Origin of the sequence: Actinoplanes oblitus (assembly GCF_030252345.1) — a bacterium.
In the GTDB taxonomy this organism is placed as follows: domain Bacteria; phylum Actinomycetota; class Actinomycetes; order Mycobacteriales; family Micromonosporaceae; genus Actinoplanes; species Actinoplanes oblitus.
Genome location: NZ_CP126980.1, coordinates 1,274,840 through 1,294,837, shown reverse-complemented (window position 1 = coordinate 1,294,837; position 19,998 = coordinate 1,274,840). Strand labels below are relative to the sequence as shown.

General features: G+C 70.5%; 12 protein-coding genes and 1 pseudogene. 7 read left to right on the top strand and 6 right to left on the bottom strand.

The window, feature by feature from the left end:
• On the bottom strand, window positions 1-8,991 hold the full coding sequence (locus Actob_RS05840) for a golvesin C-terminal-like domain-containing protein (RefSeq protein WP_284919026.1): 8,991 nt from the start codon (window positions 8,989-8,991) through the stop codon (window positions 1-3).
• 140 nt (window positions 8,992-9,131) lie between these two features.
• Here Actob_RS05840 and Actob_RS05835 point away from each other — a divergent pair, with 140 nt between their 5' ends.
• Genes Actob_RS05835 through Actob_RS05825 form a run of 3 tightly spaced genes read left to right on the top strand, consistent with a single transcriptional unit; the run spans window position 9,132 to window position 10,153 of the window.
• Window positions 9,132-9,452: an ArsR/SmtB family transcription factor gene (locus Actob_RS05835; protein WP_284919025.1), complete on the top strand. Its 321-nt coding sequence runs from the start codon at window positions 9,132-9,134 to the stop codon at window positions 9,450-9,452.
• Window positions 9,449-9,955, top strand: coding sequence for an SRPBCC domain-containing protein (locus Actob_RS05830; protein WP_284919024.1), 507 nt, complete (start codon window positions 9,449-9,451; stop codon window positions 9,953-9,955). Before Actob_RS05835 ends, Actob_RS05830 begins: the two co-directional genes overlap by 4 nt.
• Window positions 9,956-10,003: 48 nt before the next feature.
• Window positions 10,004-10,153: a hypothetical protein gene (locus Actob_RS05825; protein WP_284919023.1), complete on the top strand. Its 150-nt coding sequence runs from the start codon at window positions 10,004-10,006 to the stop codon at window positions 10,151-10,153.
• A gap of 6 nt (window positions 10,154-10,159) precedes the next feature.
• Here the strand turns inward: Actob_RS05825 and Actob_RS05820 are convergent, their stop codons facing one another.
• Together Actob_RS05820 and Actob_RS05815 are read right to left on the bottom strand one after the other, a co-directional pair.
• Window positions 10,160-11,056, bottom strand: a complete 897-nt coding sequence (locus tag Actob_RS05820; protein ID WP_284919022.1) for a glycosyltransferase family 2 protein — start codon at window positions 11,054-11,056, stop codon at window positions 10,160-10,162.
• A gap of 24 nt (window positions 11,057-11,080) precedes the next feature.
• Window positions 11,081-11,818, bottom strand: coding sequence for a DNA-directed RNA polymerase II (locus tag Actob_RS05815; RefSeq protein ID WP_284919021.1), 738 nt, complete (start codon window positions 11,816-11,818; stop codon window positions 11,081-11,083).
• Between the two features lie 102 nt (window positions 11,819-11,920).
• Here Actob_RS05815 and Actob_RS05810 point away from each other — a divergent pair.
• The 3 genes and pseudogenes from Actob_RS05810 to rpiA all read left to right on the top strand — a co-directional run bounded on the left by Actob_RS05810 (window position 11,921) and on the right by rpiA (window position 14,306).
• Window positions 11,921-13,143: pseudogene (locus Actob_RS05810) on the top strand (GNAT family N-acetyltransferase).
• 28 nt (window positions 13,144-13,171) lie between these two features.
• Window positions 13,172-13,555 (top strand): hypothetical protein, encoded by a 384-nt coding sequence (locus Actob_RS05805; RefSeq protein WP_284919020.1) that lies wholly within the window; start codon window positions 13,172-13,174, stop codon window positions 13,553-13,555.
• A gap of 49 nt (window positions 13,556-13,604) precedes the next feature.
• A complete protein-coding gene (rpiA, locus tag Actob_RS05800; RefSeq protein ID WP_284919019.1) occupies window positions 13,605-14,306 on the top strand; it encodes a ribose 5-phosphate isomerase A in 702 nt (233 codons plus the stop codon).
• Here rpiA and Actob_RS05795 read toward each other — a convergent pair.
• The 3 genes from Actob_RS05795 to Actob_RS05785 all read right to left on the bottom strand — a co-directional run bounded on the left by Actob_RS05795 (window position 14,303) and on the right by Actob_RS05785 (window position 17,322).
• Complete coding sequence (locus Actob_RS05795; RefSeq protein ID WP_284919018.1) at window positions 14,303-15,115, bottom strand: alpha/beta hydrolase; 813 nt, start codon at window positions 15,113-15,115, stop codon at window positions 14,303-14,305. The genes rpiA and Actob_RS05795 overlap by 4 nt on opposite strands.
• Window positions 15,116-15,233: 118 nt before the next feature.
• Entirely contained in the window at window positions 15,234-16,430 is a 1,197-nt protein-coding gene (locus tag Actob_RS05790) for a DUF1015 family protein (protein ID WP_284919017.1), read from the bottom strand.
• Window positions 16,431-16,695: 265 nt separating this feature from the next.
• Window positions 16,696-17,322 (bottom strand): mycothiol-dependent nitroreductase Rv2466c family protein, encoded by a 627-nt coding sequence (locus Actob_RS05785; RefSeq protein WP_284919016.1) that lies wholly within the window; start codon window positions 17,320-17,322, stop codon window positions 16,696-16,698.
• 101 nt (window positions 17,323-17,423) lie between these two features.
• Between Actob_RS05785 and pepN the strand changes: the two genes are divergently transcribed.
• A complete protein-coding gene (gene pepN, locus Actob_RS05780) occupies window positions 17,424-19,982 on the top strand; it encodes an aminopeptidase N (RefSeq protein ID WP_284919015.1) in 2,559 nt (852 codons plus the stop codon).
• Window positions 19,983-19,998: the final 16 nt, after the last annotated feature.

Below are 19,998 nucleotides of genomic sequence, written 5' to 3'. Positions count from 1 at the left end.
TCACAAACCATATATATACCGGTTGAACTCGGCGTAATACTTGTCGCGCGCGGGCTTGGCGACACCGGCGGCGTCGAACATCCGCTCGGACAGTTCGTAGATCTCCTGCGGGCTGACCTTCTTCCAGTCGACCCGGCCGCCGACCCGTTTCCCGGTACGGGCCTCCAGCCAGTCCCGATAGACCTTCTTCGTGGCGTCGTGCTCGCCCTTCTTCAGCGCGACAGTGGTGCTGCCCGCCGCCCGGCTCTTGTAGTTGGGGATGTTGTGCTTGGCCCACACGTCCAGGATGCCGTGGTGGTTCTCCAGCCCGACGTGACTCGGCCGGTACGGCACCGTGTCACCGCTCTTGCAGCCACAGGGGACGCCGTTGCGGCAGTTGTGCACGAGCAACGAGGTGTCGCCCGCCAGGATGTAGTAGTCGTGCTGGCCGTCGACGGTCAGGTTGTGCACCCGCTCGGTACGGGTGTGCTTCACGATCGACGTGATCTTGACCCAGATGCCGGACCCGGTCTGCAGCCACATCCCCGGCTTCAGCCCGGCGCCCTCCACCCAGCGGCCGGCGTCCGGCAGCCAGAACAGGTGCGCGGCGGTGGAGGTGAAGCTGCCGGTCTTCGAGCCGGCCCGGCCGTCGGCGTCGACGGTGACCGTCACCAGCTTCTTCACCCCGGCGTGACTGCGTACGTCGGTGACCGGCCGGGCCTGGTTCTCGCCGGTCTCCACGTCGGTGCTCAGCACCTGGTCGCCGACCTCGAGATCCTCGATCGCCTTGGTCGCGCCGCCGGCCAGCAGCACCCGGGTACCGGGCACGAAGCTGTTGCACTTGACCGGTTTGTCGACCTTCGGGGTGTCCGGCGCCTTCGGCGTGGCCGGGGTGTCCGGCGCCTTGACCGGTACGTCGTCGACCGCCTTCCGGGCGTCGGCCGCGCCCTCGACGACGTTCTCCGCCTTGCGGGCGTCGTTGAGCTTGTCCGCCGCCTCGACGCCGCGCTTGCCCCACTTCGCCGCGGTGGCCACGTTGCCCGCCAGCGGGATCGCCGAGGTGAGCGAGAACGCCGCGTCGACGTAGTGGCCCTCGGCCAGGTACCAGATGCCGTTGGCCACGTCGGCCACCTCACCGACCACCGGCACCATGCCCACCACGTCCAGGGCCGCGTGGCCCAGGTCGGACCAGGACATGCCGAACAGGTGACCGTCCAGCTCCACGAAGCTGATCGGGTTGCCGCCGGCGAACGCGTACCGGTTGTTGGTGAACGGGTCAGTGGTCAGGCCCATGTCGGCGAGGGCGCCGCCGTAGCCGTCCCGGGTCAGGAACCGGTTCAGGCCCGGGTCGTAGTTGCGGAAGCCCATGTCGTAGGTGCCGGATCCGGCGTCCCACCGGGAGGCGTTGAAGCGGAACGCGTTGTACGGCTGCTTCGCCGCACCGTCGGCGCCGGGCTTGTCCTCGCCGGTGAACTGGGCGTCGTCGTTCTTGCCGTACGCGCTGTAGCCGTACGTGGCGCGGGTCTTGCCGTCCTCCTTGGTGATCGCCACGACGTCGCCGCGCGGCCGGTAGGTGTACTGCGAGTACTCCTTCGTGCCGTCGTCCTTGTGCTTGATCTGGGTCAGCTGCTGACCCCACGGCGCGTACTGGTACGACTTGTCCGCCTTGCCGTCCAGTTCCTCCCGCAGCACCTGGTTGTCCAGCCCCAGGTACGTGAAGGCGGTCGTCTTGCCGTCGGCGGTCTGCGACACGGTCCGGTCGAACGGGTCGTAGACGTAGGTCGTCGACTTGGCGCCCGTGCCGGTACCGGCGGTGGTCTTGGCGGTGCGGTCGAAGCCGTCGTAGTAGTACTTCTCGGCTCGCTGGCCGCCGACCGAGACGGTGTCCAACCGGCCCAGCGGGTCGTAGTTGTAGGTGGAGGTCACCCCCGCGGTGGTGGTGGAGTGCAGCCGGTTGCGGTCGTACCGGCTCCTGGTCTCCACCCCGCCGACCGTCTGCGCCACGACGTTGCTGTTCGCGTCGTAGACGTACTCCTCGGTCGCCGAACTGTCGCCGGTCTTGGTGAGCTTGGCGATCCGGTCCTGCGGGTCGTAGTCGAAGGTGTACGTGTTGTCGATGTAGTCCGACGTGTTGTCGGCGTTCATCAGCTTCAGGACGTCCTTCGACGGGGTCCCGTTGAGGCCGTACTCCAGGGTGTGCTCCGCCACCGCGGTGCCGCCGGACGTCTTCTCCACCTGGTGCCGGGTGGAGCCGTCCAGGTAGTACTCGAAGTCCACCGTGTTGCCGTTCGGCTTCACCTGCTTGAGCAGCTCACCGCGGGCGGTGTAGGCGAACGTGGAGATCTGCTGGTTGCCGGCGGCCGGCGAGTCGGCGTTCGTCACCTTGGCGACCATGTCGCGCGCGTCGTACTCGATCTTCGACCAGGTGAGGTCGTGGGTCGAGGTGAGCGGGTTGCCGTTCTCGTCGTAGGTCAGCGCCGTGGTGTTCCGCACCGAGCCGGCGGCGAGTTCCTCGACCTTGCCGATCTGGTTGAGCTCGTCGTAGGCGATCCGGTACGTGTCGATCTTCGCGCCCGGGCTGAGGTCCTTGACCTCGGTCATCATCCCGTTCGCGTTGTACCGGTAGGTGAACTCCTTCTTCTCGTTGTCGGTGTCTCCGGCATTGCTGCGGACCAGCTTGATCGCGTCCGCGACGACCTTGCCGGTGGCCTGGTCGGTCAGCGTGACCTTCTGGGCCGCGTCCTCGGCGAAGGTGTAGCTGCCCAGGCTGACCCAGGTGCCGGCGCCGGTGGTCTGGTCGACCGTCTTCACCGTGCTGCCGGTGGCGTGGGTGACGGTGAACCTGGCGTCGGTGGCCGCGCCGCTCACCTGCGGGTAGTACGCGAACACCTGGTAGGTGCCGTCCCGCGGGATGTTCAGCTGCCAGTTGTACTGGGCCGCGCCGCTGCCGGCCGGAGCCGTGTAGACGTCGTAGCCGTACTGGCCGGTGGCCGCCCCGCTGGTCCAGGTGCCCTGGCTGGCGGTGTTGTTGGAGTCCGAGCTGTCGACCAGGACCACGTCCTTGCCGACCGGCACACCGTCGTCGGAGCGGGCCTTCTGGTTGCCGGACGGATAGAAGCTCCACGTCATCGTCCGGGTCACCGACCCGCCGGCCGAGGTCAGCGTGTTCTTGGTCTGCTGGCCCAGGTCGTTGTAGTCGAAGGTGTTGACGATGCCCCACGGATCGGTGGACGACTTCTGCCAGCCGTTGTCGAAGTACTCGTACCTCGTCTCGTTCCGGACCGTCTGCCCGTCCGACGGCGGCGCGCTGACCTTGGCCAGGTTGCCCACCGTGTCGTACTCGTAGATGGTCTTCTCGGGCTTGTCGTACCGGTTGTCGTCCTTGTCGTAGGCGGACCAGACCTCCTTCGCCCGGTTCAGCACGTCGTAGACGGTGACCTGGCTGAAGTCGTCGGCGTCGTCGGTGGAGGCGACGCCGCGCGGGGTGATCACCTTGGTCTGGTTGCCGGCCGCGTCGTACTCGTACTTCGTGGTGCGGTAGGTGATCGCGCCGGCGGCGTCCTTGGTGTACGGCGCCTTCGACTCGACCAGGTCACCACGGCCGTTGTACGCCGCGAGGGACTCGTTGCCGGCGGCGTCGGTGGTGCCGACGGTCAGGCCGTCGCGGTCGTACCGGATCGTGGTGAACGCCCCCGTGGCGTCGATCGTCTTGACCACCCGGTGCAGCAGGTCGTACTCGAGTTTGGTGGTGTAGTCGGCCGGGTCCGCCGTGGCGTTCTTCTTGGCGTCGACGATGGTCACCAGGTTGCCGACGTTGTCGTAGTCCGAGGTGACCCGGCGGCCCTTGGCATCCCGGATCTCGACGGCCTGGTAGAGCGAGTCGTACCTGGTCGTCGTCGTGTGATCGCCGGTCGCGGCCGTCACGTTGCCCTCCGGGGAGGTCACCGTCAGCACGTTGCCGACCTTGTCGTAGGTGTAGGTGGTGCGGCGTTCCGGATCGCCGGCCTCGTCCTTCGGCGCCACCGTCGCGGTGGGCTGGTCGGCCTTGTCGTAGACCGAGGTGGTCGACGTCCCGTTCGCGGCGTACGCGGTGACGATGTTGTCGTTCGCGTCGTACGCCGAGGCCTTGGTGGTGAGGTAGCGTCCGCCGGCGGCGTCGACCGGCTCGACCTTGTCCTTCGGACGGCCGAAGGTGTCGTAGCCCTGGGTGGTCTTCGCCTGTTTGGCGTTGGTCAGTTCGGTGACGTTGCCCCGGGGGTCGTAGACGAACGTCGTCCTGGCCTTCAGCGCGTCGGTGATCACGCGCGGATAGCCGCTGGGGTGGAAGTCGTCGAACCAGGTGGAGTTGCCGTTGGCGTCCTTCGCCTCCAGCAGGCGGCCCCAGGTGTCCCAGACGTTCGTGGTGACGGCGCCGGTCGGATCGGTCACCGTCTGCAGGTCACCCTCGGTGGTGTAGCCGAAGGTGTACTTGCGGCCCTCCGGGCTGGTCTTCGTGGCCAGGTCGGCGACGTACCCGTTGAGCTGCATCTGGTACGTCAGGACGGTGCCCGGGTAGTCGTTCTTGACGGCGAGCGCGTCCCTGGTCTCCAGCGGGTAGCCGGTCTTGGCGTCGTACCGCCAGGTGGAGACGGCGCCGTTCGCCTCGGTCAGCGACGTCACGTTGTGCTGGTCGTCCCAAGCCAGCCCGGTGACCTCGTTCTTCGCGTTGATCACCTGGTACGCGCGCCCGTACCCGTCGTGGTGGTACCCGGTCTTGTTGTTCTCCGCGTCGGTGACGACGGTGTCGACCTGGGTGCCCTGCGGCCCGTCCGGGTCGGTGTAGCCGAACTGGGTCAGCCCGCCGAGCCGGTCGGTGTACGACTTGGTCCGCCAGTGCCACTGCGGGTCGTCGCCGGTGGCCGGGTAGTTGTAGGCCAGGCCGGTCGCGTTGCCCCGCGGGTCGATGGTCTTGACCAGCTTGACGTTCTTGTTGCCCTGCGTCATGTCGTACTGGAACGAGAACGTCTTGGGCGTGCCGTCGGTCGAGCCGTACCCGTCGATCAGCTCACCGAGCAGCCCCTTGTCGGTGTACGTGAAGTACAGGGTCCGTCCGGCGATGTCCTTGATCGTCTTGACGTGGTCGATGATCTTCGGGTTGGACAGCTTGGTGCCGGTCGCCCGGGTCCAGGTGGTGTCGTCGATGTACTCGAAGTCGTCGCCCTTGGCCCAGTAGTCCAGCGTGATGGTCTGCCGCGACTCCGGATCGGTGACGTAGCGCAGGAACTTCGTCGGCGCGTTGTTGCTCTTGCGCTCCTCGTAGGTGAACGTCATGGTGTTGCCGTTCTTGTCCACCGTCGAGGTCAGGTAGCCGTCGCAGTCGTAGAAGAACTGCGTGCGGTCCGGCCGGGTCAGCGACCAGGCCTGCGGCTCCTGGGTGTTCGGCTTGCACTCCACCCCGGCCTTCTGCTGCAGGTAGAGGTGCACGCCCTTGGGTGACACCCAGGTGCCGGTGGCCGTGTCCAGGGTGAACCAGTGGCTGGTCCCGTCGCCATCGGTGAAGGTCACTCTGGTCGGGTGCGGGTTCGGGTGGAAGTCCAGCGGCGAGCCCAGGCGCATCATCGACGACGCCTGCAGCGACCAGCCGAAACCGGCGACCGTGTCGGTGGTGTCCAGCGAGTTGTAGGACAGCCGGACGAACGAGTTCAGGCCCCGGCCCGGGTTGCTGAACGCGTTGTACTGCCAGACCGTGTTGCCGGCGTACAGGTTGTTCATCAGCGTCCCGCCGGCGCCGGTGTTCTTCCCCGAGTAGGAGTAGAAGTCCTCCAGGCCGAGCTGGTCCGAGGTCGGCTCGACCACGGCGATGGTCTGCGCCAGCGGCGCGATCGACGCGGTCTGCGACAGGGTCTGCCCGGTCGTCCTGTTCTGCAGTTCCCAGCTGATCGTGTAGTCGGTCCGCTTGTTGCCCTCGGTCGTCGACGGCGGCGTGGTGACCGTCGCGGTCAGGTCCGCCGTGCCGCCGGAGGGCACGTCGGCCGGCAGCGCGGTCACCGCCGTGGAGCCGGTGACCGCCTCCCCGTCGGCCCGCGACCACTTGTACGACAGCTGCCAGTCGGCCGCCTTCCAGGTGCTCGGGGTCGGGTTGGAGATCGACACCGGAGTGCTGAACGTCGTCGCCGGCGGAGCGCCGTCGGGCAGCTGCGCCGCGTAGTACGTCGACTCCGGCGTCTGCTCCAGGTAGGTGACCTCGAGCGTCGGCCGCAGCATCGGCTCGGCGGCCTCCGCCGACAGCAGCATCGCCCGCGCCGTGGCACCGGCCTCGTCGCGCTGCTTGAGCAGCACGCCGTAGTTGGTGGCCGGGGTGGCCACCCACGACTTGGCGGCGCCGGTGACGTCCCAGGTCATCCACTTCGGATCGTTGGTGAAGGTGTTGTTCGCCGACAGCACGGTGCTGTCGAAGTCGCCACCCGCCCGGGTCCAGGCGGTACTGCCGTCACTGGTGTTCCAGGTCGCCTTGGTCTGGTCGAAGGCCCGGGTCAGCCGGTACGCGTCGACGTACTCGTCGGTGTCGGTGCCCGGATACAGCCCGACGTTCCACATCCGCAGCTGCGCGTCGGTCACCTGGGCGTTCGCCGGTACCCCGGAGATCGGGAACTTGACCAGGCCGCGGGTGTCGCCGTAGACCGCCGAGTTGTTGCCCGGCGAGACGTACGGGTCGCCGGCGTAGCTGTTGACGTTGCCGGTCGGCTGGGCCGCGGACAGCGTCGTGTCGGTCACCCCGGACCGGAAGATCTTGGTGATCTGTCCGGCCTTGGGCAGCATGGCCGGCACCGTCGGACCGGCGATCACCTTCCCGTCGGTGGTCTTGACCGCGACCATGTAGTAGAAGAACTTGCGCTTCATGACATCGGTCTCGGCCGCCGGCGTGGGCGCGGCCGTGGTGTCCTGGAAACTGGTGGCGCCCTTGGCCACCGGCGCGACGAGCGTCGCCGCGGACGGTGTGAACGTCTGGTAGACGCTGCGGTGCACCTGGTACTCGACGATGTCGGTGCCGGTGTACGCGGGCCAGTCCAGCAGCGCGCCGGTCGCCGTGATGGTGGTCGGCGGGTTCACCGCGACACCCGGCTTGCCGTAAGTGATCACCAGCTTCGGCAGGTTGGCGTCGCGCCGGGCGTTGTTGTAGGCGTACTCCGAGGCCTGGAAGATCGCGCCGCCGCGACCCTTGTCGGCCTCGTTCACCGCCTTGACCATCAGGCCGTTGTTGGCACCGCCGTTGACCCAGTCCTGTACCACGTTGCGCACCGGGAACGACGACCACACGCTCGACTTCGCGGCCGCCTTGACGGTGCTCGCCTTGGTGAAGCGGACCGCGTCGGCGATGACCGCCTTCGAGGCCACGTCGCCGAGGACCACCCTGCCCCCGGTCCCGGCCGCGAACGGGTGCACGCCCAGCGTCTTCCAGGCGCCGTCGGCGGTCGGTGTGGTCTGGTCCACGGTGTACGTCTTGGAGCCGCCGTTGTAGTAGACCGTGTACGGCGCGTTCGAGGCCCGGTCCGACTCGCCGACGTAGTGCACCTCGACCAGGTAGTCCCCGGCCTCGGTGATCGTCGGGAGGTAGGTGTAGGTGTTACCGGTCGCCGCGTCGTTGTTGACGTGGTAGTCCCCGCCGACGGCCTTCGCGATCAGCGTCGTGTTGGCCGACGCGGTCCAGGTGCCGGAGGCCGCCGTCGAGCCGTCCCCGTCGTCGACGGTGACGATGTTGCCGACCGGGTCGGTCCCGGCGGTGGCGCTGGCGGACGCCCAGGTGGCTGTCGTCTCCGACCAGGCCGCGGTGATCTTGCGAGCCTCCATCGGCACGTCCTGGCCGTACGCGTAGTACGAGGAGTCGTAGTACAGCTGCAGCTGGGCGTCGTCGATCGCGGTGCCGGCCGGCACCATGCTCGTGTCGAAGCGCAGCAGCGAGCGCCAGGCCGCGCCGGCGTCGGTGCCCACCCGCAGCTCGTACGAGCTGTTGTAGTTGGTGGACGGCGCGCCCGAGGAGATCATCACGTCCTGGGCGTCGGTCGGAACCGGCTGCACCTTGATCGTCGGGTCCACCACGACCGGGTACTTCCGGGCCGGATCGGCCAGCCAGGCCGCGTCCGCCGACACCGTGATCGTGTCTCCGGTGACCTTCTGCGTCACCTTCGTGCTGGTCGCCGCCGCGTCGTCGATCATGAACGGCGCCGGCATGGTCAGCACCGTCGCGCCGGCGGCGTCCCGGAACGCGATCGAGCCGTCCGCCTCCTCCCGGGCGGTCAGGCCGGCGGTGTCCAGCGAGAACGTGTAGGACACCGGGCCGGCCGGGGCCCGTCTGAGGACGATCTTCTCCTTCAGCTCGGTCGGGCTGACGTCGTAGACCAGGTCGGCCCCACCGGCCAGGCCGGGATAGGCCACCGTGGAGCCGGTGACCACCGGCTCGACCCGGCGAGCGGCGCCGGTCAGCCCCAGTGCGACCGACCGGCCGTCCTTCTCGAACCGCACCAGGTCGCCGGTGGTGTCACCGAACAGGCTGGTGAACGTGTTGGTCACGTTGCCCTGCACGTATCCGGACCGGCCGGTCGGCCGTACCCGGGTGTCGATCGGGCGATAGGTGCCCCGGCTGTCGCGGTAGTGCACCGGCGCCCCGGCGATCTCCGCCTGCAACCGGCCGTCGGAGAGCTGGTAGACGGTGCCGTTCGCGGTCCGCTTCGACGCGACCTCGCGCACCCGCTTCGCCGCCGGCCAGTTGCGGCCGGCCGGCACCCGCTGGTCGGCCGCGAGACCGGCGCTGACCGGCTCGGCCCGCGGCACCGGATCGCCGCCCACCAGGTCACCGGCGGCTCCCCGCAGCCGGTCCAGCAGACCGGGCTGGTCCGCTCGGTCCGGCCGGCCCGTGGACCGGTCCGCCGCCACCGGCCCGGTGTCGTCCCGCGTCGCCACATAGCCCCAGGTGCCGCCGCTCACCACGAGCGTCAGCGCGAGGGCCGCGACGAGCGCGCCCCGTCTTCTTCCCATGCCCAGTCCTCCGTTTGTGGACAGTCGACATGGGCAAGCTAGGGAGCCCACATATTCATCGGCATATATTCCTCGCACATCAGCGAAGTACGCGGCGCCGACCATTGACATGTGACCGGATGGTCACATAACTTGGAGTCATGACGGACGACGACCGGGTGTTCAAGGCCTTGGCCGACCCGAGCCGTCGCTTCCTGCTCGACCTGCTCTACGCGCGTGACGGCCGCACGCTCACCGAGCTGGAGTCCGAGCTGGAGATGACGCGGTTCGGCGTCGCCAAGCACCTGCGGGTGCTCGAGGAGGCGGGACTCGTCGTCACACGCCGGTCGGGCCGGGAGAAACTGCACTTCCTCAACCCGGTGCCGATCCGTGAGATTCACGACCGGTGGATCGACAAGTACACCGAGCACCAGATCACCGCACTCATCGATCTCAAGCGCACGCTGGAGGAAGAGTCATGAGCGACACCAAGGTGTTCCGCATCTGGATCAAGGCGACCCCGGAGCGGATCTGGGAGGCGATCACCGACCCGGAGTGGACCGCGCGCTACGGCTACGCCGCACCGCAGTTCTACGAGCTCAAGAAGGGCGGCAAGTACTACTCGACCGCCACCCAGGAGATGAAGGACTACGCCGGCGCCAACGGCTTCACGCTGCCCGAGGTGATCGTCGACGGCGAGGTGCTGGAGGCCGACCCGCCGCGCCGGCTGGTGCAGACCTGGCGGATGCTGATGGACCCGACCACCGCCGCCGAGCCGTTCACCACGCTCAGCTACGACATCGAGCACTCCTCGCCCGGCGTCTGCCGGGTCACCATCACCCACGAGCTGACCGGCGCCCCGGCGACCGCCGCCATGGTGCAGGGCAACCAGGACGCCACTGCCGACGGTGGCGGCGGCTGGGCCTGGGTGCTCAGCGACCTCAAGTCGCTGCTGGAGACCGGCAAGGTCCTGGCCGCGAGCTGACCCGATCGGTACCGCTGCGACGGCCCGGAGTGCGCTAGCCTCCGGGCCATGGTCGTGCTCTGGTTGGCCCTGCTCGGGCTGGGCATGTCGATGAGCGGCGCGGCGATCTGGCTCGCCCTCCGGGACCGCCGCCGCGAGCTGTCCCGCCGCGACCTGCCCGAGCAGCCGGGGCGCCATCGCGACCCGGACGGGTCCTGACCCCGGTCAGCCCACGTAACGACGGGCGGTGGAGCGGCGCTGGGCCTCGTCCAGCGGGGCGAGCCGGGCCTCGACCGGGTGCGGGCGGGCCCGCCGCTCGGCCAGCAGCCAGCCCAGGCCGCGGGCCGCGTCGAAGGCCGCGAGCAGCGAGGTCCGATCGCGCGGCACGGTCCGCGCCAGGAAGAGAGTCCGGCGTACGGCCGGCGCCAGCGGTCGCCGCAGCCAGGTGAACCACAGCGTGTTGCGCAGCCCGACGCGCCGCCGGTGGGTGGCGTCGCGCAGTTTCGAGGCGTGGTGATGCACGGTCAGCTCGTCCAGGTAGCACAGCTCCCAGCCGGCGCTGACCAGGTCGGTGGCGAGCAGCTCCTCCTCACCACCCAGCCAGAGCCGCGGGCTGAAGCCGCCGGCCCGCTCGAACGCGTCCCGGCGCAGCACCGTGGCGCCGGCCAGGAAACTGCCCAGCGCCGGGCCGGGCAGCCAGGCCGGGCCGGGCACCGGGGACTGCCGCAGCTCGGCGACGATCGGGTCCTCGACGCCGGCGGGCTCGACCACGATCCGGGCGTTCACCAGGGCCAGGCGCGGATGGCTGTCGAGCACGTCGGCCGCCCGGGACAGCGAGCCGGGGTTCCACCACGTGTCGTCGTCACAGAACGCGACATAGGGCGTACGCAGGCGCCGTACCCCGACATTGCGGCCTACCGCGCCGCGGTTGCGGCCCAGCGCGACCACCTCGACCTGAGGAAAGGCGGCGCGGACCGCGCCCGCGGTCCCGTCGGTGGAACCGTTGTCGACGAGCACCACGTGCGGCTGCTCCGGCAACGCCAGCAACCGTGCCACGCAGGCGAGCGCCTCCTCGCGCCGCTGCCAGGTGATGACGACGACGCCGACCCGCGGATCTCCCACGAGGGCGTCCGATACCCCGGATGGCTAGAACAAATCCTTGATCCAGTTGACGGCGTCCATCACCCACGCGGTCTGGCGCAGGAAGGTGATGCCGACGCCGGCCAGGTAGAGCCCGGCGACCATGTGCGCGCCGCGGGCGGTGTGCCGCGGCCGGTGCAGATAGCGCTCCAGCACCACCCGGCCGACCAGCCGGGCGAGGAAGAAGACGCCCACCCCGACCAGCAGCGTGATGATGAAGACCACCACCGGGGTGGCCAGCGAGCCGCCGTCGGAGAGCGCCCAGATGCCCCAGCAGACGAAGGCGAACAGCACCGCTGCCGTGCTCCACTCGCCGCCGCGGCGCAGCTGGCGCAGGTGCCAGCCGAGGCTGTGCTGCTCCCGCGGCATCCCGGCGCCGGGCCACCCGGTGCCGGTCGGCTCGTGGACCGCCGTGAACTCGTCGCGGCGCTGCTCGCGCGGGGTGACCACGGCGCGGCCCCGGCTGAACGGGGACGGCGGCGCGGCCGGCGGGGTGGCCGGCGCCGGCCCGGACTGCACGCGGGTGCGGTCGCTGCCCGCCGGCCCGGACTGCACGCGGGTGCGGTCGTCGCCCGCCGGCGCGTGCTGCACGCGGGTGCGGTCGTCGCCCGCCGGCGCGTGCTGCACGCGGGTGGGGTCGTCGCCCGGCGGCCCGGCCGGCGCGGTCACCGTCGGCGGCTCGGCCCACGGATCCTGCGGCGGCATGTCGAGCGTCCGCTCCGACCACTGCGGTTGCTCCGGCATGATTCCCCTCTCGGCACGTACGACCGGGCGGTCGTCTGTTCCGAGAGTAGCCAGCGCGCAAATAGGTGGCTCGTACACACCGCGGTCCGTTACACAAGCTCCATGGACGACGAGGTTCGGCTGCGGTCCGGCACGCCCGAGGACATCGCGGCGGTCTGCGAGTTGCTCGGCCTGGTGTTCCACCAGGAGTTCGAGGGCGAGGTCAAGGCCGCCGAGACGGCCGTCTACGAGCCCGGGCGGTCGCTGATCGCCGAGACGACGGGGTGCTGGCCGGGCACGCCCTGGCGTTCAGCCGCGAGCTGACGGTGCCCGGCGCGGTGCTGCCGGCCGCGCACATCTCCAGCGTCGGCGTGCGGCCGACCCACCGGCGGCGCGGCCTGCTCACCGCGCTGATGCGCCGCCAGCTGGCCGACATCGCGGCGGCCGGGCGGGAGCCGATCGCGGTCCTGTGGGCCAGCGAGACGACCATCTACCCGCGGTTCGGCTACGGGCTGGCCTCGTCCCGCCTCAAGTTCTCGATCATGAATCGCGAGGTACGCCTGACCGAACCGCCCGCCGAGCCCGCCGGGCGGCTGCTGATGGGCGACCCGGCCGCCCTGCTGCCCGATCTCGGCAGGCTCTACGACCGGCTGCGCCCCACCCGGCCCGGCTGGTCGGACCGCGACGACAGCTGGTGGCGGTACGTACTGACCGACCCGAAGGACGACCGCGACGGCGCCACCCCGCTGTACGCGGTGGTGCACCACGGCCCGGCCGGCCCGAGCGGCTACGCGCTGTGGCGGGTCCGGCACGGCTGGACCGATCACGGGCCGGACGCCGAGGTGCTGGTCCGCGAGGTGGTCGCCGGCGATCCGGCGACCTACCGGGCTCTCTGGCGGTTCCTGCTGGGCATCGACCTGAGCCGGAAGGTGAGCTGGCACCTGGCCGCCGTCGACGAGCCGCTGCTCCACCTGGTGGACGAGCCCCGCCGGCTGGGCGGCACGATCGCCGACGGGCTCTTCGTCCGCCTGGTCGACCTGCCCGCCGCGCTGGCCGCCCGGCGGTACCCGGCCCCGGTCGACGTGGTGCTCGAGGTGACCGATCCGATCCTGCCGGCGAACGCCGGGCGGTGGCGGCTGACCGGCGGCCCGGACGGCGCGACCTGTGAGCGGACCACCGACCCGGCCGACCTGGCCTGCTCGGTGACCGACCTCGGCGCGGCCTATCTGGGCGGCACCTCGCTCCACGCGCTCGCGGCGGCCGGGCGGGTCCGCCTGCTGACCGGTAACGACCCGAGTGTGGCGTTCGGCTGGCATCGGGCGCCCAGCGCCACCGAGGTGTTCTGAGGGCCGCCGCGGCGGTACCGTCGGGATCATGGCTGAGCCAGAACGCCGCCGGCGGCGGGTCCGCCCACCGTCGGGCGCGAGTCCCGCCCCGGCGGAGCCGGCGGCTCCGGTGCCCACGCCGCCGCCGTCCGCACCGGCACCCGCCGCACCGCCGCCCGCCGCACCGGTGCCGGCCCCGCCGGCCAGCGCCCGGCCGGTGAAACGCCCCGCCCCGGCGGCCGGCGAGGAGCGGGAGGCCGAGCGCGGCCTGCGCGGCCTGGTCGGCTCCGGATCGTCACAGGTCAGCGTCGGCGCCGCGCTGCGCGCCCGGGACGCCGCCCGGCCGACCGAGGAGGATCTGGCGGAGGCCGACCGGGATCTGGTCATCGTCCGGCGAAACTGGCTGCCCCGGGAGGACCTCCCCCGCCGCTGACTACGATGTGGAAGACCACCGACCGCTGACGGAAACGGTTGACCAGCACATGCAGTGGAAGAACCGCCCCAACGGCCTGACCTGGTCAGGTGTCATCAAGAACGAGGAAGCCAAGCGGGAGGCGGCGGCCCGGCTCGCCGCCGAGCTGAAGGACGGGCAGACCGTCGGGATCGGCTCCGGCTCGACCAGCTTCCTCACCCTCCAGGCCCTCGCCGCCCGGGCCGAGCGGGAGGGTCTCTCCTTCACCGCGATCCCCACCTCGATCGAGGTGGCGAACGCGTGTGCCGCGCTGGGCCTGCGGACCGCCACGCTGAACGAGGTCCGGCCGGACTGGTGCTTCGACGGCGCCGACGAGGTGGACGCCAAGAAACGGCTGATCAAGGGGCGGGGCGGCGCGCTCTACCAGGAGAAGCTGATGATGGCCGCGGCGCCGAAGGCGTTCATCGTGGTCGACCAGTCCAAGATCGTGGACCGGCTCGGGCAGAACTTCGCGGCCCCGGTGGAGATCGACCCGGCGGCGCTCAGCCTGATCTTCGAGCAGCTCGAGGGCTTCCCCGGGCTGGCGGAGGTCACCCTGCGGCCGGCCGGCGGCAAGGACGGCCCGGTCATCACCGAGCGCGGCAACCTCACCCTGGACCTGCGGTTCAACGAGATCGCCGACGACGCGCACACCCGCCTGAAGCAGATGTCCGGCGTCGTCGAGACCGGCCTGTTCTTCGGGTACGACTTCGAGCTGATCCTGGCCGGCTAGAACGTCAGCGCGGCGCGCAGGGCGGCGGCCACCTGGTCGGCCGCGGCCCGCGCCGCGTCGATGGTGGCGATCTTGCGGGCGAAACCGTGGTTCACCCCCATGTACCTGGTGTGCACCACCGGCACCCCGGCGGCGACCAGGGCGTCCGCGTAATCGGCGCCCTCGTCGCGCAGCGCGTCGTACTCCGCCGTGATCAGCAGGGTGGGCGGCATCCCGGCCAGGTCGGCGACCGCGAGCGGGGCCACGTCCGGGGTGAGCCGGGTCATCGGATCCGGGACGAAGGTCTCCCAGGCCAGCCTCATCGAGGCCCGGTCCAGGCCGTACTCGCCCAGCTCGTCGTAGGACTCGGCGGAGGTCAGCGGGTCGAGGGCCGGGTAGATCAGCACCTGGAAGTCCAGCGGGGTGCCGGCGTCGCGCTGGCGGCGGGCGGTGACGGTGGCCAGCTGGCCGCCGGCGCTGTCCCCGCCGATGGCCAGCCGGGACGGGTCGACGCCCAGCTCGGCGCCGTTCTTGCGGACGTGGTCGAGCACCGCGGCGACGTCGTCCAGGGCGGCCGGGTGGACGTGCTCCGGGGCGAGCCGGTAGCCCACCGACAGCACCGCCAGGCCGGACCGGTCGGCGACCCGACGGCAGAACCGGTCCACCGTCTCGATGCTGCCGTAACACCAGCCGCCGCCGTGCAGGTAGACGAGGATCGGGGCGTCCGGCCGGGTGGCGTACAGCCGGGCGGGCACGCCACCGGCGTCCAGATCGGCGACGACCGGCAGCGGCAGCGCCGGCCCGGTCTCCGCCTCGTTGGACTCCTCCATCGCCGCACGGGCAAACTGGAGCTGTTCGTAGGGACTCGCCGAGAGCTGCTCGGCGGAGGGGCGGCGGCGAAGTTTCGCCGCCGCCGTCACCTGAGGATGGAGCATTTTCTTCGGTACGTCAGTCGAGCTGGGCCAGCACCAGACCGCCCCGCGCCTTCGGGGTGAACCAGGTGCTCTTGCGCGGCAGCTTCAGCCGGGCCAGGTTGACAGCGACGAAGTCGTCGACGGTCACCGGCGCGACCAGCACGGCCAGCTCGGCACGGCCGGCGTCGACCTCGCCGCGCAGCCACTCGACCGGGTAGTCGCCACCGATGTAGGAGATCCGCTTGTCGCCCGGGTCGAGGCCCAGCACGTCGCCCAGCAGCACCCGCTCGACCAGCGCGTGGTCCAGGTTCTCCACCACGCTGCCGGCCGGGTCGGCGGGGAGGCCGACCGCGTAGGAGCGGCCACCGGCGTACATCTCGATGGTCCCCTTGCCGGGCAGCGCCGCGGCGCGCGGCAGCTCGGTGACCGTCGCACCGGCCGCGCGGAGCCGCTCCACCAGCTCCTCCGGGCGGACCGGGAGCTCGCCGACCAGCCGGTTGTACGGCTGGATCGCGACCGAGGCCGGCGTGGTGATCACGGCGAGGAAACGCGGCAGGCCACCGGTCTGCGCGGCCAGGCTGCGGTGGTTGCCGTCGGCGACCACCAGCTCACCGCCGCCGGCCAGCTCGGTCAGCCGGTCCTGCGTCCGGCCCGGGCCGAGCACCCAGATGGCGTGGGTGCGGCCGCTCTGGTCGGTGTCGGTGGCCGCCGGCTCGCCCGCGGCGTCGCAGGCCTCGGCCAGCGCCGCGTGCAGCTCCTCGCCCTTGCCGGTCTGCAGCAGCAGCACCGGGGAGAGCAGGGTCCGCAGCGCGTCGGCGAGCGCCACCCGCTCGCGGACCTTGGCGATGAAGACGTCCTCGTTGCGGATGACCAGGCCCGGCTCGTCGGCGCTGGTGGAGATCTGGTCGGTGTCGACCAGGCTCCACAGGCCGTAGGCGGGCGCCTCGTCCTTCGCGGTGATCCGGTAGAGCACCACGACGTGCTCAGCCTGCCGGTAGTGGCCCTCGGCCTTGTCGCGCTCCAACCGGACGACGGCGTCCGGGAGGGATTCCGCGAAGGTCTTGCCGAGGGACTCGGGCGCGAGATGCGGCATTTCCACGGCCAGCGAGCTGTGCGCGTTGGCCGCGATGATGTCGGTGATTTCGGCGTCGTCGGCGAACTCGTCGTAGTTCTGGGCTCCGGTACCGCCAGTGGTGATCCAGGCCCGGCTGATCGGGTGCACGACCGTCATGGCTGGCAACTTACCCGGCGGGCCGACGGTACCCGCGCACCGGCATGTTCCCGCGTGACCTGCTCAACTGGGCCCGCCGGCGGCCGTTCACCGGACGTTGCACCGGGCGGGCCGTCACGACGACCGGCGGGGCCACGAGCCCCGCCAGTTCAGGGGACAGATCCGTCCAGACTTCGCGCTGGACGCCGAAGGTCACACCGGCGGCGTCGTTGAATGAGGTGTACATCACCTCATCCAACGACCGCCCGCGGTGACAGGTGGCGAACTAATCGAAAATCGGACCGATCTCCCGGCTCCGCTTGATCTCGTAGAAGCCCGGGGTGCCGGCGACCAGCAGCACGCCGTCCCAGAGCTTGCCGGCCGCGTCGCCCTTGGGCGCCGGGGTGACCACCGGCCCGAAGAAGGCGATCTTCTCGTCCGGGTTGGGGCCGGGCGCGTGGATCACCGGGGTGCCCACGTCGGTGCCGACCGGCTTCATCCCGGCGTTGTGGCTGTCCCGCAGGGCCTCGTCGCGGCTGTCGCTGTTCGCCGCCGCGGCCAGCTCGGGGTCGAGGCCGACCTCGGTCAGCGCCTCCCGGTACAGCTTCTCGTCCAGCTCGTACTTCTGCAGGTGGATACGGGTGCCGAGGGCGGTGTAGAGGTCACGCAGCACGTCCGGGCCGGCTGTCTCGGCGGCCGCGATGCAGACCCGGACCGGGCCCCAGCCCTTGGACATCAGGTCCCGGTACTGCTCCGGGAGATCACGGCCCTCGTTCAGCACCGACAGGCTCATCACGTGGAAACGGACGTCCAGGGGGCGCACCTTCTCCACCTCGAGCAGCCAGCGAGAGGTCATCCAGGCCCAGGGGCAGATGGGGTCGAACCACATGTCGACGGTGGCGCGTTCAGTCATAGATCGATCCTGCCACCAACTGAAGGTGGTGCGGGTGCGGTGTGACGGGCTCGCGGCGCATAGGCTTCGGGGAAAAGCAGTCAGCTCGAAGGAGAGTGCACGTGGCCGGTGTTCACAACCTGACCCAGGTCGAGGCCGCCGAGCGGAGTCGATTGCTCGAGGTGACCGGTTACGACATCACACTCGATCTGACCGACGGAAACGGCAACCCCGGGTCCGACACCTTCCGCTCCACCACGACCATCACGTTCCAGTGCGGCGAGCCGGGCGCCGACACGTTCATCGAGGCGGCGGCGGCGAAACTGCACAGCGCCACGCTGAACGGCACGCCGCTGGACCTCAGCGCCTGGTCGGCCGAGAAGGGCCTGCGGCTGCCCGGCCTGGCGGCGACCAACGTCCTGGTCGTCGACGGCGACTTCGCCTACTCGGCGAGCGGGCAGGGCCTGCAGCGCAGCGTCGACCCGGCGGACCAGGAGGTCTACCTCTACAGCCAGTTCGAGACCGCCGACGCCCAGCGGGTGTACGCGGCGTTCGACCAGCCCGACCTGAAAAGCGTCTTCACCTGGCACGTGACAGCGCCGGGCCACTGGAAAGTGGTCTCGAACATGCCCGTCGAGCGGGACGAGACGGGTCCGCGGGGCACCCGGACGGTCCACTTCGCCACCTCGGCGCGGATGAGCACGTACATCTCGGCGATCTGCGCCGGGCCGTACCACGAGGTCCGCGACTCGCACGACGGGATCGAGCTGGGCGTGTTCTGCCGCGCCTCGATGGCCCGGTACCTGGACGCCGACGACCTGTTCCTGATCACCAAGCAGGGCTTCGACTTCTTCCACGAGCAGTTCGGGGTGCGTTACCCGCTGCCGAAGTACGACCAGCTGTGGGTTCCGGACTTCAACGCCGGCGCGATGGAGAATTTCGGCTGCGTGACGCACGCCGAGGCGCACTACATCTTCCGCTCGCAGGTCACCGACTACGAGTACGAGCAGCGCGCCAACACCATCCTGCACGAGCTCGCCCACATGTGGTTCGGCAACCTGGTCACCATGCGCTGGTGGAACGACCTGTGGCTGAACGAGTCGTTCGCCGAGTGGGCCAGCCACTGGTGCAACACGCACGCCACCCGCTTCACCGACGCCTGGTCGACGTTCCTGGCGATGCGCAAGGCCTGGGGTTACCGGCAGGACCAGCTCTCCTCCACCCACCCGGTGTACTGCGAGATGCCGGATCTGGAGGCGGTCGAGGTCAACTTCGACGGCATCACGTACGCCAAGGGCGCCAGCGTGATCAAGCAGCTGGTCGCGTACGTCGGGCTGGACGCGTTCCGCACCGGTCTGCGCGCTTACTTCGCCAAGCACGCCTGGGGCAACGCCACCTTCGACGACCTGCTCAACGAGCTGGAGACGGCGTCCGGCCGGGAGCTGCGCAAGTTCGCCGCCCAGTGGCTGGAGACCGCGCAGGTCAACACGCTGCGCCCGGTCGTCGAGCTGGACGACGAGGGCCGGTACACCAGCGTGGCGGTGCTGCAGGAGGCGCCGGCCGGCTACCCGACGCTGCGCACCCACCGGATCGGGATCGGCCTCTACGACCTGGACGGCGACCGCCTGGTGCGCCGGGACCGGCTCGAGGTGGACGTCACCGGCGACCGCACCGAGATCACCGCGCTGGCCGGGGTCACCGCGCCGGACGTGCTGCTGTTCAACGACGACGACCTGACGTACGCGAAACTGCGCCTCGACGAGCGCTCGATGGGCGTGCTGGTCAAGCACATCGCGGGCTTCGAGTCGTCGCTGCCGCGGGCGCTGTGCTGGGCCGCGGCCTGGGACATGCTGCGCGACGCCGAGCTGGCCGCCCGGGACTACCTGCAGCTGGTCTGCTCCGGTCTGCCGGCCGAGAGCGACATCAACCTGACCACCGCCACGCTGCGGCAGGCGGCCAGCGCGCTGGTCAGCTTCGCCGACCCGGCGTGGGCGCCGACCGGCTGGGCCATGCTGGCCGAGCTGGCCGAGTCCCAGCTGGGCACCGCCGAGCCGGGCAGCGGCTGGCAGCTGACCTGGGCACGGGCGTACATCACCGCGGCCCGCACGCCGGAGCAGGCCGCCGTGCTGCGGGCCTGGCTCAGCGGCGGGGAGAAACCGGCCGGCCTGGTGGTCGACACCGAGCTGCGCTGGTCGCTGCTGCAGGCGCTGGCCGCGATCGGCGCGGCGACCGAGTCGGAGATCGACGAGGAGCTGGCCGGCGACAAGACCGCCAGCGGTGAGCGGGAGGCGGCGACCGCCCGCGCCCTGCTGCCGACGCCGGAGAACAAGGCCCGGGTGTGGGCCGAGCTGACCGGGCCGCAGACCCCGCCGAACTGGTTGAACCGGTCGCTGCTGCAGGGCTTCCAGAGCACCCGCCAGGTGGCCCTCACGGCGCCGTACGCGGAGAAGTTCTTCGAGGTGGTGGGCGATGTCTGGGCGCGCTCGGACAGCGAGCCGGCCCAGGAGTTCGCCACCCTGGCGTACCCGACGTTCCAGATCAGCGAGGAGACGGTCGCGCTGACCGACGCCTGGCTGGCCCGGGACGGGCACCCGGCGTCGCTGCGCCGGCTGGTCGCCGAGGGCCGGGACGGGATCCTGCGGGCGCTCAAGGCCCGCGCGAAGGACCAGGCCGCGGGCTGACTCATCCGGTACGGGT